Genomic DNA, 14,231 nt, shown 5'->3' on the forward strand with positions numbered 1-14,231 from the left:
TGTTTTGGAGTCATTCAAAACAACACAGCTCTAAAACACATGCTGACTCGCCTTTTGTAAATAGCGAGTTTTGGAGTCATTCAAAACAACACAGCTCTAAAACCTCGCACAGTATTTCTTTTCTAAAAAATCATGGTTTTTAAAAGAAATTTGCACAAAATTTCGTAATCGCGCCATTCGTCCATGCAAAACTTCAGCTTTGAACGACTCCTATTTTTCTAGTTTATCATCTACTTCATTTTACCATGTTTGACGGTTAAAAAGAAGTCCGAATCCAGGATATATTGTGTAATATTGGCATCAGTCGGTTTTGGTTCGATCATCAGCACATTCATCTGTAACAATGAGACAAACTGTGCCATTTCATTAAGCTCCTCGGTTGTAAAATATGAAGCTGCATTTACAAGTATTAGTAACTTTTTATTTCGCAAATATTTAAAGACTTGAAAAATTTCCAACACCTTTTCAAATAGTGTATCTGTATCAACTTCTATCTTCACTCCTAAAGCGATAAGTACTTCCTGGATTGTAATTTCATCAAGTTCTAAATCCAATTCATGATTCAGTACCTCTGCATTAATCAGTTCAGTAATTTGATTAGTCAATTGTTCAATTTCAGTTTTTACAGCTGGTTTTTCATTTAGTTGATCCTCAATCTCACTATGAATTTGCTTAAGAATCGCACTTGTATTAATGTTGTAATTAAAAATATCAGTAATTGTAACAACTTCGGATGATTTTAATGCCTTACAATCATTATTAAAAAGTTTTAAATCACTTTCTTCCCCATAACGATGGCAAGCCAAAACAGTTGCGGCATATGCAGCTACATCTTCAACAACAAATTGGGTACATCCGTTAATTTCAATGGGTGCTTCTAATAAATGACTATTTAATTTCATCGGCATAATCATCTCCTAGAAATATCAAGCGTTGATCTGATTGTGCAACCCGTTTATCTTGAGTTCCACTCAAATATATCATTCGGGAAAATTGTTTTTCAGTTACGGTAAGTGCGGTAATATGACCATTTTTAGGTGTGTTAGCTTCTAAGCGCTTTACCATTGCATTTTTAGCTGTGTTATTTAACAAAATTTTTGTATACACTGAAAATTGATGCATAATAAATCCTTCATTGATTAAGAACTTTCGGAATTGTCGATAAGCCTTTCGATCATTGGCAGTCTCTGTTGGCATATCGAACATCACTAACATCCTCATAAAACGATAACTCATAGTCTAAACTCAGGAACATCGGTTATTTCCCCGTTTAGTACCTTTATAATTTTTTTCGTATAATCACTAGCAATATTAGTCAGATACATATTTTGACTGCCATATGGATACGTATCATGAAATAGATTAAACAATTGTCGCTTCATGCCATCAAAAGACCGATTCCGATTCTGATAGACAATTCGATCAATCAGTACGCGAAATGGTTCCATGATGTCACTTGCTAAATTAAATTGATTGAACTGATTTGCATGCTTCAAGCCAAATTGTGTTAAGCAACCGGTCTTGACAATCTCTCGAGCAAAAATACTTAGAATCAATGTATAGCCATAATTCAGGGCTGCGTTAATATCATTATCAGTATGTTTCCGCGAAAAATCATTGCCGTATAAGGTGTTAAAATACATGCGAGCTGCATGACCTTCGCGATTAGTTGGGTCCAGCACCTCAAGACTATCCACTAACTTCAATATTTTCTCGCTTTGTTTTTTGTAGTCAATTGAAGCTAAGAATTCAGCTTGATTCATTATTTTTTGCTCAATAATTTTGGTCCATGTATACTCTTTTTTGTCGATGGACCAGTCTATTTGCTGTTTTAACTGTAAGCTACTATCATGGCTACCATAAAAAGGTTGAAGCATACTAGCAGGTAAACGGTGGTCATCACAAAATATAACTAAGACCCGATAATCCACCAGCCGCTTGAGTAGCATGGTGGTAATGTTGATATCGGTTGTCTCTGCAATTAAAATATCCACTTCTGATAAGTGAATCATCTCCGTTTGCGTTGAAGTTTTATACACCAGATGATTATTTTTATAATTCAGTTTTGAATGTTGATTAACAACAATCGTACGCCATCCCATTAGTTATCCTCCAGTTTGTATCTCGTCTCGTACAGACCGGTTATAGATTGGAAGATTAGAGTAGACCCACGGAATTCTGTGATTGATGTGTAGCGTGAACGTGTGATCGATTCCCCATAAAATTTAAAGGTTGCTGGTGCACCCATAGCGGTAAATGTCATTAAGTTTACAAATGATTCCACTGTGAGTTCAACATCTTCTGTTCCATGTTCTTTATATATCTTTTGGATTTTTTGAACATTTTTATCTGCATTGATATATTTATTAGAGAAATCAATGACATATTCTAGTAGATCATCAAATTTTGCTAAGTTGTCATGAACATATTCTATTGAATCTGGAAATTTCACCTTATCATATCGATTGGCATGATACAGTAATTCCACTAATTCTAATGGAAGAACCATCTGATTCCCTTTTTGGAATTCCTTAGCACTAGCAATCATTCGTCTAGAACCGTCTTCCAATTCAAATAATTGATACTTAAAGAGTTCATGTAAGACAGTTGGATTATTATACCCCGCTTCTTCTAAATAAGCTGTTGGATGTTGTTCATACGCTTTTTGGTCAACGATAGGGATACTGATTAGGTCACTCTTTAATTGTTTCTTTTTCCCTTTTTCATGTGTTATTACTACCGCAAAAGCTTCGGATACTTGTGATAAGCCACCATATTTTTGAGGATCCATTCCTTCTTTAACTGGAATTAATTTACTAGAATCTCCTTTTGGATAGATCGTTTCTTTCCACAATTGCCCTTTTTGTTTTTCAACTTTTTTAACAATATTCATTTGTTTCCAAGACAACACGCGTTTAATTGTAGATAGATGTCTTTCTGTATCCCACAAGATTTCCCCAGTTTCCTCATTCACTACTTTTTCTTTCTTGAAGAATTTCGTAATATTACTGTAGAAATGTTTACGCGCCGTTGCTTTCTCTTCCTTAAACATAGACGTCTTCTTGTATTGTCCGTAGACGAATTGTGGCTTCAAGTTTGGATAAACTTTCATAATAGTTGTCGCAACCACTGCGTTCAAGTATGCATCATGGCCGTGGTGATAATCATTAATCTCACGAACTTTGTATAATTTAAATTCTTTTCTGAAGCGCGATGTCATACTTGACTTGAGTAACACGATATTAATTCGTTGTTCCTCTGCCGTGTTATATTGACTATCTAACAAGTTAGCGACATGTTTTGTGATTTGCCGTGTTTCAACTAATTGTCTATTCAAGAAATGTGCTCTATCTGCTTCAGTCAAGCCACCGTGTTCTGCTTTAGTTAAGTTTTTAAATTTTCGATCCGAGATAAGTCCTGCTTTATGCAACTGGCGCCAAAAAGGCTTCATTTTATGAACTATATTAATACTTGGTACATCATCTGATTTGTTCCCTTGATTTTTAGTTCTTGAGACGAGTACTTTATTATCTATTGAATTATCTGTCGTAAAACTTTGTGGGATAATATGATCAATATCGTATTTTGAAAGGTTATTTATATCTAATGGCTCATTCGTATACATATCGCGACCATTTTGTAAGTAATAGAGATATAAACGGTCATTACGTAAGTTTTCATTTTTTAAATCTTTCACTTTGACATCTGATGGGCCATCGAACTCTTTTATCGCTTCTGTCAATTTTTCCAATCGTTCTTTAGACAAGTCTTTTCCTTTTTTGGTTGTCTGACTTTCACGTGCCATTTCGACAACTATATTTTCAGGTTCATAGCCAATAATATCAATAATTTCTTCCACAATCTTCAAGGCCTGGCGAATTCCTTTTTTAATTGCCGGGCTCCCCGGCAATTCTGCAACAGTATCATAGATATGAGTTGTGTCTTCAATAGTTTGTGCATCTTCAATTTTTTTCTTGAAGGATAGCGTATTATCTCTAATCAATTGCATAAAATTACGATTAGTAGGTCCTGACGATCCTTCATCAGATTTTAAATAATCAAGAATCGTCTTATTGCTTCCTTCATCACGCAAGCCGTTAATCAATTTCTTAGAGAAACGACCCCAACCAGTATAATGTTTGCGTTCTAATTTCTTTAAAATCTCAGGCGATAGCGTATCACTATAAGTTTGAAGTTGCTTTTTACGCATAGCTTTATCTTCAAAAATTGTTAATATTTTAATGATATCTTCCCACACATCTGCATATTCTGGATCATCAAGATAAGCTTTCGCCCCATCAATTTTAGCTAAATCATTATAGGTTGATAGACTCGCATTAAATTTATCTTCTACACCTTTAATGTCTGTACCATCCACATAACCATATTGTTCTAAGTAATTAGCAATATCTTTTTCTCGCACGCGATTTTTTTGCTTAAATAAGGTCTCAATGATTTCAGCTTTTTGTTGTCTGTTTAATTTCTCAGTCTTACCTTGTTCATTCGTGTACCGAACTTTAGTTAATTCATTATAAACTTCGAATGTTTGGTATAAGAGACTTCGTTTTGGCAATACTTTCTCTTCTAATAAATACGTATCCATATTGGTCATACGTTCAATAAATTTTTCAGCTGAACGCTCTTTATTAACAATTTCATCGAAGTTCCACGGTCGAATAGGCTCGTCAGATTGCCGTTCCATCCATGCGAACTCACTCTGATCAGAGACGGTCAGTGGCCCCACATAATAAGGAATACGGAATGTGACTAATGATTCAATTTTATCACGATTTTCAGCTAAGAAAGGATAATATTGAGATTGACGATCCAATATAGCTTGCATTTCTTGTAAGTGAATTTGATGTGGAATAACACTATTATAGAAAGAGCGTTGCTTACGTAAGAAAACTTCACGATCTATTTTATCTAGAAAGTAATCCTTTTTGTCAGATTTAATGGTTTTCATCACTTTTTCGATATATTTATAAAAATCCTCTTGATTCGTCTTTCCATCGATATAACCAGCATAGCCATTTTTCGATGGATCGCTGAAGCATTCATAATATTTATCCGGCAAGTGGGTTTTAAAGAATTGTTTTAATTGGGCTAGATCTACTTTATGCTCATCATAGAAGTTAATCATTTGGTTAGACAGTACAGCTTTTGAGTTGCCTGTATCAGTTGAGATAATAGCCGACATTTCTACAGCATCATATACATTCTTAGCAGCCATGAATACATCTAAGAATACATCGTCAGTCATCCCGAGCAGCGTATCTAAGTCTTCTTCATAAGTTTCATCAGACAGTTTCAATTTATATTCATCATCTAGATCAAACACAGGCTTAAAGTTAGAGGTGTTACCGACAATTAACATCATAAATCTCCCAAAATTGCCCAGTTTATTTTCATTCGGGAATAATGCCATTATCTGTTCATGCTTCCGACTACGTGATTGTTTAGAGCTTAAAATTTCTTCAACTTTACTTATATCCCCTACGAGTTGCTCCTTAAATATATCACTATATGTGTCTAAAAATTGCTCAAAAGTTTCACTAATTGATGTGTTTTCAGTATTTAACTCACCTTCAATTAAGAAGTGGCCTCGATATTTTACAATATGCGCAAGCGCAGTATAGACTAGCCGAAGATCAGCTTTTTCTGGATTATCTGCTAAATGCTTTCGCAAATGATAAATTGTTGGGTACGTATTATGGTAGGCCACTTCTTCCTCTAATGATCCAAAAATAGGGTGGCGATCGTACGACTTATCATCCGGTACAAAAAAGCTATCATCTAACCGGTGAAAGAAGTTTTCGTCTATAGCTAGCATAGGTTGTTGAAAAATATCCTGTAGGTAAATTAAGCGATTACGTCGACGTTGATAGCGACGTCTTGTTCCACGTTTAAGTCGTGTTTCTTTGGCAGTCTCTCCTTCGTCAAATAATCTAACACCCCAGAAATTTTTCTTTATCTTCTTTATATCCGTGTTGCCTAGAACTTTCATTCGCTTACGAATCAAAGTATAATCATCTTTCATAACGGCCCAACCGACAGAGTTTGTTCCGATATCCAAGCCAATTGTGTAATTTTTCTGCATAATTTTACCCCTTTTTTCAATTTTTACTTGTATTTATCTTAAGTAGTATGGTATTATATGTATGTGGAGTCATTCAAAACAACACATGCAAGTTAAAATAAGGCTTTGTCCTTTATCATCTCGCTTAGCGAGTGGCGCTGTCTCGGCGCTTTTTTTTATTGTCTAAATGTTGAAACTCCAATACTTCTTTTTTTATTTTACCACAGTTACCGGTTTCATTCTAATGTTTTTTCCAACATTTACATATTATGCATTTTCCAAAATAAATATTTTGCTGACCCCCAAAAGTTAGAGTAAATTATTCTAATTTTTGGGGGTCATTTAGGTCCAAAACATATTCATATTCGTTTAAATTACATATTGTCCCACATTGCTACAATAACGATCAGATAAAAGTAAAATTGAGCGACTTATCCCCGGTCAATTACCGAAAACAAGTCACTCAATCACGTGCTTAATCGTTACTATTCAAAACTCCAACTTTTAGAGCTCACACCATTCATAAGCTCTCTTTTCCATTATGCTATTTCAACCTATTTGGAGCATGATTTTCTCTTTTAGTTTTTCTTTCGCAAAGTAGTAAAAGGTAAACTGGAAGATTAATAAGGCAACTCCAATTATGAGTACTAGCGTCCAAATTGATGTATGGAGTAATTCTTGTAACATGTTGATGGCGAAGAAACAGTTAATAAATGCCATCACAACTGGGGCAAAAAATAAGCGTCTAAATTGCTTCAACTGGATGGTCCATAGCGCTTTTTTATCCAAACCTAATTTGAATAAGTTCGTATAAATTTGTTTTGAGCGGCTAATATTTTTCAGCAAGCGGAAGTAAATGAGGCTACCGGATGCAACCATAAATATAAAGCTGAGCAAGCTGCCGACATAAGTGAGTAGTTGATAGGAGTATATCTCGATATCGATGCGTTCAATCTTGCTAGCAAGTAAATAAGTGCCCCCATCTGGTAAGGTCGGTCCTAATTTATCACGTAAGGAGGCAGATATTTGTCGGGCTGCAGTCTGATCATACCCCGCCTCATAATGAAATAAATAGGCTTGACCTTCTAAGAACTGCTCTGTTAGCAGCGGTGAAGCATCATTTAGCACAAATAACTTGTTATAACGATAGGAATCAAATAATTGATGAGCTGTGTCGGTTACCGTCAATGTCTCTCCAGCAATTCTTAGCTGTTCATTCAGCTCCTCCTCACCCCCTTCAATTAAGGCTACTTCCCCAATCGATAACTGAATCTGTTCGTTAGTCGATACCGCATCATTATAATCAGTTTGGCTGATAAAGCGAACCTCACTGGCTTCATCATAATACAGTCGAATAAGCCGTTCTGTATACGGAAGATTTTGTCGGTCATGTTCTTGTCGCACGGTAGTCAATTCTGCCTCCAGCTTATTATTCGGATAATCGCTATAATACATTAGGTCATATGGCATTTCTTCCGATACTTCATCTTCAGTCGTTGCAATTAGTGAAATCGTCCCAATCGTCGTCACAAAAGCACTCGACAGTAATAAAGCCGCTACAAACATGGTCACCGCATTACTGGACAGACGATATTTCAACTCAGCTATCCATAGCGCATTCAGTCCACTAAAGTAAAACGGCTTGTTCCGACGCAAAACATCCATAAAGTATTTAAAAAATTGGCTAAACAATAAAAACATCCCAATCGTCACTAAGCCACCAATAACTAAATGCAATTCGGTAAAATGCACCATCCGCTGAATCCATGCTATCTGCCCACCAAATAATCGGTTAATCAATGATATATTAGCAATCAAATAACCGCTCACTAATGAGATAACCCCTAAATACGCGAGTAGTTTTGAATAAATGACTTGCTCATATTCGTTCGTATCCACTCGCATTAAGTCATAAATCGACTGTTTCGTTATCCGTCTGCCTTGCACCACTGCCAGGAGCAAAAAGATCAGACTAAATAGGCTAACAGTTATGATAATCGACATGGCTGGGAAATGGTATGTGATCTCTGACACTCGAATAATATAGCCCATCATCAAAATTAACAAATGGCCAAAAATTAAGCCTAATCCTATTCCAACGCCTAAAGCCGTCAAACCCAGCAGCATATTTTCGAAAAGAATGAGTTGGCGCAATGATCGCTTGCTCATCCCCATCATTAATAAGACCCCAAAATCCTTCTTACGATCCGTCAAAAATGCATTAATCGATAGACTCAAGAAGAAAATAGCAAAAATTAGAACGATCAGTTGCGCTCCTTGCATAATAGTTGCAATCGCGCCCGGTCCTTGATTTAATTCAGGATGATACTGATTCATCGAGAAAATAAAAAAAATAAATACCGTTGTCACACAACTAAGCCAATAACCCATATATTGTTCGAGGCGCTCTTTAATATTTTTGAAGGCAAATTTTCCTAGTGTCATCTTACTCACCCATCATTTCTAACACATTAATAATACTTTGTTTGTAGCCCAGCTCATCATCCCCACGATAGATTTCATTATACAGACGGCCATCCTTAATAAAAATGATGCGGTCACTATACGTTGCCGTCATTGCATCATGAGTAACTAAAAAAATCGACAAGTTCAACTGCTCATTCAATTCCTTAAATACGCTCATTACTTCTTTACTATTTTTCGAATCCAAATTCCCTGTTGGCTCATCGGCAAGCAATAGCGCTGGCTGATGAATAACTGCTCGCGCAATCGCTACTCGTTGCCGTTGACCGCCTGAAATCTCTGTGACCCGTTTATCCAAAATAGTCGAAATCCCTAACCCTTCCGCCAATTTCGTCACACGCTCTTCCATCACATCCACTGACTGATGCTGAAACATTAACGGTAACACAATATTTTCCTTCACATTGAGCGTCTCCACCAAGTTAAATTCTTGAAAAACAAATCCAAGCTCTTCTCGTCTGAATTGAGCTGCTTCTTCATCGCTTAACCCATCGATCGCTCGACCGGCTACCTGGATTCGTCCGGAAGTAGCAGGTAAAATACCAGCCACCGTATTGAGAAGCGTTGATTTTCCGCTGCCGGACGGTCCCATAATCGCCACAAACTCTCCTACTTTGGTCTCCAACGATAAATTGTTCAACCCTTTTGTTTGAAGATTATCACCATAAATCACAGATACATTTTCTAATTGAAGAATACTCATCATTATCCACTCCTTTCCTTTAGTTTATCCGATTATTCGGCGGCTAACTATCGATATCTGTGACTGAATGTGACATTTTTGTCACTTTACTGAGGAAAGGTTAACGTAATCTGTGTCCCAACTTGCTCCTCTGACTCAATGCACACTTTTATATTCAACTCTGTCGCCACTTGCTTAACTAAATAAAGCCCAATACCGGTTGACGACTTATTGTGACGGCCATTATATCCAGTAAAATATAGTTCAAATACACGAGGCAAATCACTGGCTGGAATTCCAACTCCTTGATCCGTAATAATAAGTGAAATAGCTCCATCCGTCCGCGTAACTGTACACGTCATCACTGAATTCATACGAGAAAATTTCAAGGCATTGCGCAAAAGTTGTTCAATGATGAAGGTTAGCCACTTCCGGTCACTATAAACATACGCATCAGTAATCGACTTGAAGGCAGGCGTAATTTGTTTATAAATAAATTGCCGCTTATGGTTATTGATGGCTGTCTTGAGTACATCATTCAAGTCTAATTCCTCAATCACCAGATCGGACGCAATCGATGATACCCGAGCTAAGTTCAATATTGTATCTAACTGTTGATCCAACTGGTCGCACTCCAATAGCAACTCATAATACGCTCCTTCTCTTTTATTTTCCAGTGCCAACCGCAACCCATTAATTGGCGAGCGCATATGATGCACCCAATTAATAATTAATAATCGCCATTGCTCATTGTTTGCTTCCGCCTCCAGCAACGCTTCCCGTCCTACTTTATATTGTTGATCCATATACTGAACAAATTGAGCCGTAACAGCATCCTTCTTCGGTAAATTTACCTTCATATCTTCCAATTGCATGACCGATTTTGATAACTCCTCATATAGTGGACGCATCTGCCAAAATCGCCAAACTAAAAATAATACTAATAAAACAAATGACAATAAGCCCGCATAACTAATTAAACGATCATCAATAGCAGCTCCTGTCACAAACACTAAATAAGAGATAAGTATAAAATTTAGAACATAAACGATAATATAACTCCGATGTTGCTTCAAAAATATCCTTAACATAACGAACTCCTTCACTAAGTTCAGTCGGACGCCTCTACAAACATTCCAAGCGGTAACCATAAGAACGGATTGTTTTTATTTGTAGCGGGAGCTGACAAGTTTTCAGTACGTCACGGCATCGTTTCATATTGACATTGAGCGTATTTTCTTCAATCAGCGTGTCATCGTCCCAGACAGCTATCATCAATTCTTCTCGTCTGGCTGCCTCCGGAAAACGTTCCATCAATGTCTGAAATACCCGACACTCTACCACCGTCAAGTCAGCTATCAGTTCACCATAATGTAATTGCAGTGCCTCTTTGTTCAACATAACCTGATTGACTTCCAACTCCAAATCCTTCATCGCCAACTCACCATAGACACGTCGCATGAGTCCTTGAATTTTACTTAACAAAATCTCCATATCAAACGGCTTCAAAATATAATCATCTGCCCCAAACTCAATGCCTAAAATTTGATCCATCTTCGAATCTCTGGACGATACGATTATAATGGGCACACGCGATTGTTTCCGAATCTCTCGACACCAATGATACCCATCAAAGTTCGGCAAATTAATATCTAACAAGACTAAATCTGGATCTACCGCAACAATATCTTGGGCAATCTGCTGGAATTCTTCCGCCACCCATACATCATAACCATACTTCTGAAGTCCTTGTCTCATACTGCTTGCCAACGTCACATCATCTTCCACAATAGCTACTAATTTCGCCATCCAATCACCTCTTTATATTGCTAATTCTACTACATTCTATCATACATCTCCCCCCTCAATACTGAACTTTTCTACAATTTTTAAATAAAAATGAAAAAATCTCTTGACATCTATCCTTGTTATCTGTAAACTGTTGTTAAATATTAATAATTCTTTTCAAGAGAAGAGTAGTTTGTGGCGCTATTTACAGAGATTCCCGTTTTGGTGCGAAGGGAAAATGGTTAAGCGAATGAAGATGAGCTCTGAGGATTCGAGTTGGTTCACGCTGGCTCGACGGGTGCGACCGTTATATTGCCAGGCTTATATTTCCGCGAAGGAGTATGTGCTGATGAGGCGCTAAGTTGAAAAACTTAGGCGAATAAGGGTGGTACCACGATCAATACTCGTCCCTTTGTTGACTACACATTTAGTCGGCAAAGGAACGGGTATTTTTTTATATTTAAATTCAAAGGAGAGATCATAATGACAACTTTATACAAGTTACTAGAACAATTAAAGTCACACAATTGGATAGATTTAACTCATCCAGTTCATACCGATATTCCCCGTTTTTCGGCTTTCAATCCAATCGTAGTCGAGACGATTGCGACCATTGACACAGATGGTTTCTTAGGACAACAGGTAACAATCGGGACACAATACGGCACTCATATCGATGCACCGAATCACTTCGCAAAAGGTCGGCGTGAACTGACAGAATTGACCCTGAAAGAACGGACATTGCCACTTTATGTGATTCATAAAGTAGCGGCTGCTGAGGAGAATCCCGATTATGAACTCACGATCCAAGATATTAAGGCATTCGAAGCGGAGCACGGACAAATTCAACCAGACAGTTTTGTTGCCTTCGCTACAGGATGGTCAGATCGCTTTGACTCGCCGGAAGCTTTCTACAATCGGGATGAAGATGGGGTGGAGCATACACCGGGATGGTCAGTTGAAGCGTTGCAGTTTTTGCACGAAGAACGCAATGTGATAGCAATTGGTCACGAGACACTCAATACAGATTCAGGCACTGCTATCGCGAAGCATCAAGCTCTGCCAGCCGAACTGTATTGGCTAGAGCAAGATAAATATCAAGTTGAAGTCATTAAAGGACTGGCTGATCTGCCGGCTACAGGAGCACTTATTCATATTGCCGCTCCGCGAATTGAAGGATTAGGTGGCTTTAACACCGAAGTCTTTGCTATCTTACCCAATTAATTATTAATTAAAAATCAAACATATTCTTTAGGAGGAATCACTCATGACATACACATCAAACCGCTTTTTAACTGTTGGTTCACTACTCAGACCAGAAGATTTACTCAATTATAAAGAACAAATTCGTCAGGCTGAAGACATCACTTATCCTTTCTATAATGACTTCGATGGCTACAAAGAAACAGAAACGGCCGCTGTTAAGTCCGTTATCGAAAAACAAGTCGAAGTTGACTTGCCAGAATTGACAGATGGTGAATATTCTAAAGCACTCTGGCATACTGATTTTGTCTGGGGCTTGAACGGAGCGCGCCGTTACATTGCAGAACAAGGCTACTTCTTCCGTGACAAAGATAGCAAGGAATCAACCTACGAAACTCGTCGAGACATTGGCGTTGATTTTGTAGACGCTATTGATGGGAAAAATCACCCATTCCTAGACCACTTCCGTCGCTTAGCTGAACTATCACCAGATGATGCGACTTTGAAACAATGTATTCCATCACCTTCTCATATTTACGGTGAAAATCTTGTCTTCGGGAAATTATCGGACACTTATTATGACGGGAAAGAAGAACAGTTCCGCCAAGACTTAGCTCAAGCTTACAAAGATTTCTTAGGCGAATTCAAACAGGTCGGTGGTAAAATTGTCCAGTTCGATGACTGCTTATGGGAATTATTCTCTGATGATGACCATCCATTTATTGATGATAAAGAAAAATTTGAAGCATTAGCTCAAGAGTTCATCGATCTGAATAATGAAGTAATTGCCTTTGCTCATGATTTAGGACTTAAAGTATATACCCATAACTGTCGTGGAAACTATGATTCGCGAAATATGTCTGATGGGACGTACGAATCAATTTCTCACTTATTCTTGAAGCAACTGAACTACGACCGCTTCTACTTAGAGTGGGATGATGAACGCGCTGGTAGCTTGAATGCTCTTGAAGCATTTAGCGATCGTCCGGATACAGAAGTCGTTCTTGGTCTCCTCTCTAGTAAGACTGACCACTTAGATGACGAAGAGCGCGTCCAATCTGCCCTTAAAGAAGCCACACAATATGTAGCCAAAGATAAACTCTATCTATCACACCAATGCGGTTTTGCTTCTTGTGACAATGGCAACCAGCTCTCCCACGACCAGCAATGGGCCAAAATCAAACAAGGTCAAAAAATTGCTCTCGACTTCTGGGGAGAATAAGATTTTCTAATATAAGCACAAAGATTCCTCCATTCATATTAAACGGAGGAATCTTTGTGCTTAATTTGATTCTACATCTTTTATTAACTTAATCAAAAAATATTTTTAAATTTCTTTTCGATTAAATGTTATTTCCCAATCATCTACAAATTGATCAATAGCTTTATTCACAGTAGGACTTAGAAGTACTTCATTTATTAAATATGGGTTAACAGTAACAGCATGTGCACCCGCATTAATAATTTCAGTAACTTGGCCAATATTTTTAAAACTAGCTGCCAATATCTGAGTAGAATATTTTTCATGATCTATAAATCTTCTTAAATTCTTAATTATTTCTACTGTGTTCTTTTCCATATTTGACATCCGATTGATATACGGAGCAATATAATCAGCTCCATTCATCACTGCTAATATTGCTTGAAATTCTGAATAAATAGCAGTAGCTGTTACTCGATATCCTTTTTTCTTTAGTTCTTTTATCGTACACAAACCTTCTTTATCAACAGGTACTTTTATAAATATATCACTTCCTAGAGCATCTACTATATTTTTAGCATCTTTCAAAATTTTTTCTTTTGTTTGACCAACAACCTGTACATGTAATTCAAGATCAACATTAATTTTTTTAATTTCTTTTAAATGTTCAAATAAATTTACTTTCCCATGTTTTTTTACAATTGTTGGATTAGATGTTACTCCGTAACAATCTATTACAGAATTTAGTACTTCTATTTCATTTTTAGAGATAGAATCAAGTAATAATTTCATTT

11 protein-coding genes and 1 other annotated feature are annotated in these 14,231 nt (G+C 37.1%); of the genes, 2 read left to right on the plus strand and 9 right to left on the minus strand.

The annotated features are described in order from the left end of the window. Nucleotides 1-230: 230 nt before the first annotated feature. From csn2 to HMPREF9703_RS06515, 8 genes are all read right to left on the minus strand, one after another. Nucleotides 231-908 (minus strand): type II-A CRISPR-associated protein Csn2, encoded by a 678-nt coding sequence (csn2, locus tag HMPREF9703_RS06480; protein ID WP_004636529.1) that lies wholly within the window; start codon nt 906-908, stop codon nt 231-233. Then, entirely contained in the window at nt 889-1,236 is a 348-nt protein-coding gene (gene cas2, locus HMPREF9703_RS06485) for a CRISPR-associated endonuclease Cas2 (RefSeq protein WP_040376839.1), read from the minus strand. Before cas2 ends, csn2 begins: the two co-directional genes overlap by 20 nt. After that, nucleotides 1,233-2,102, minus strand: coding sequence for a type II CRISPR-associated endonuclease Cas1 (gene cas1, locus HMPREF9703_RS06490; protein WP_004636531.1), 870 nt, complete (start codon nt 2,100-2,102; stop codon nt 1,233-1,235). The genes cas2 and cas1 overlap by 4 nt, the downstream gene beginning before the upstream one ends. After that, a complete protein-coding gene (cas9, locus tag HMPREF9703_RS06495) occupies nt 2,102-6,100 on the minus strand; it encodes a type II CRISPR RNA-guided endonuclease Cas9 (protein ID WP_004636532.1) in 3,999 nt (1,332 codons plus the stop codon). The genes cas1 and cas9 overlap by 1 nt, the downstream gene beginning before the upstream one ends. Before the next feature lie 528 nt (nt 6,101-6,628). Continuing rightward, nucleotides 6,629-8,524 carry an ABC transporter permease gene (locus HMPREF9703_RS06500; RefSeq protein WP_004636533.1) on the minus strand — a complete coding sequence of 632 codons (1,896 nt, stop codon included), beginning with the start codon at nt 8,522-8,524 and terminating at the stop codon, nt 6,629-6,631. A 1-nt stretch (nt 8,525) separates the two neighbouring features. After that, a complete protein-coding gene (locus HMPREF9703_RS06505; RefSeq protein WP_256998282.1) occupies nt 8,526-9,269 on the minus strand; it encodes an ABC transporter ATP-binding protein in 744 nt (247 codons plus the stop codon). Between the two features lie 83 nt (nt 9,270-9,352). Then, on the minus strand, nt 9,353-10,336 hold the full coding sequence (locus HMPREF9703_RS06510) for a sensor histidine kinase (protein ID WP_004636535.1): 984 nt from the start codon (nt 10,334-10,336) through the stop codon (nt 9,353-9,355). A gap of 34 nt (nt 10,337-10,370) precedes the next feature. Further along, on the minus strand, nt 10,371-11,054 hold the full coding sequence (locus HMPREF9703_RS06515) for a response regulator transcription factor (protein ID WP_004636536.1): 684 nt from the start codon (nt 11,052-11,054) through the stop codon (nt 10,371-10,373). A gap of 146 nt (nt 11,055-11,200) precedes the next feature. Continuing rightward, nucleotides 11,201-11,448, plus strand: a binding site (T-box leader). A gap of 68 nt (nt 11,449-11,516) precedes the next feature. Here HMPREF9703_RS06515 and HMPREF9703_RS06520 point away from each other — a divergent pair. Continuing rightward, nucleotides 11,517-12,257, plus strand: coding sequence for a cyclase family protein (locus tag HMPREF9703_RS06520; RefSeq protein WP_004636537.1), 741 nt, complete (start codon nt 11,517-11,519; stop codon nt 12,255-12,257). 43 nt (nt 12,258-12,300) lie between these two features. After that, nucleotides 12,301-13,458 carry a uroporphyrinogen decarboxylase/cobalamine-independent methonine synthase family protein gene (locus tag HMPREF9703_RS06525; protein ID WP_004636538.1) on the plus strand — a complete coding sequence of 386 codons (1,158 nt, stop codon included), beginning with the start codon at nt 12,301-12,303 and terminating at the stop codon, nt 13,456-13,458. A 105-nt stretch (nt 13,459-13,563) separates the two neighbouring features. Here HMPREF9703_RS06525 and HMPREF9703_RS06530 read toward each other — a convergent pair whose 3' ends face one another. After that, entirely contained in the window at nt 13,564-14,229 is a 666-nt protein-coding gene (locus tag HMPREF9703_RS06530; RefSeq protein WP_004636539.1) for a fructose-6-phosphate aldolase, read from the minus strand. Between the last annotated feature and the right edge of the window lie 2 nt (nt 14,230-14,231).

It is taken from the genome of Dolosigranulum pigrum ATCC 51524 (assembly GCF_000245815.1).
Lineage (GTDB): Bacteria > Bacillota > Bacilli > Lactobacillales > Carnobacteriaceae_A > Dolosigranulum > Dolosigranulum pigrum.

Excerpts from the sequence above, each read along its gene's own strand:
- csn2 (WP_004636529.1), bottom strand. The coding sequence starts at position 908 with ATGCCGATGAAATTAAATAGTCATTTATTAGAAGCACCCATTGAAATT.
- cas2 (WP_040376839.1), bottom strand. The coding sequence starts at position 1,236 with ATGAGTTATCGTTTTATGAGGATGTTAGTGATGTTCGATATGCCAACA.
- cas1 (WP_004636531.1), bottom strand. The coding sequence starts at position 2,102 with ATGGGATGGCGTACGATTGTTGTTAATCAACATTCAAAACTGAATTAT.
- cas9 (WP_004636532.1), bottom strand. The coding sequence starts at position 6,100 with ATGCAGAAAAATTACACAATTGGCTTGGATATCGGAACAAACTCTGTC.
- HMPREF9703_RS06500 (WP_004636533.1), bottom strand. The coding sequence starts at position 8,524 with ATGACACTAGGAAAATTTGCCTTCAAAAATATTAAAGAGCGCCTCGAA.
- HMPREF9703_RS06505 (WP_256998282.1), bottom strand. The coding sequence starts at position 9,269 with ATGATGAGTATTCTTCAATTAGAAAATGTATCTGTGATTTATGGTGAT.
- HMPREF9703_RS06510 (WP_004636535.1), bottom strand. The coding sequence starts at position 10,336 with ATGTTAAGGATATTTTTGAAGCAACATCGGAGTTATATTATCGTTTAT.
- HMPREF9703_RS06515 (WP_004636536.1), bottom strand. The coding sequence starts at position 11,054 with ATGGCGAAATTAGTAGCTATTGTGGAAGATGATGTGACGTTGGCAAGC.
- HMPREF9703_RS06520 (WP_004636537.1), top strand. The coding sequence starts at position 11,517 with ATGACAACTTTATACAAGTTACTAGAACAATTAAAGTCACACAATTGG.
- HMPREF9703_RS06525 (WP_004636538.1), top strand. The coding sequence starts at position 12,301 with ATGACATACACATCAAACCGCTTTTTAACTGTTGGTTCACTACTCAGA.
- HMPREF9703_RS06530 (WP_004636539.1), bottom strand. The coding sequence starts at position 14,229 with ATGAAATTATTACTTGATTCTATCTCTAAAAATGAAATAGAAGTACTA.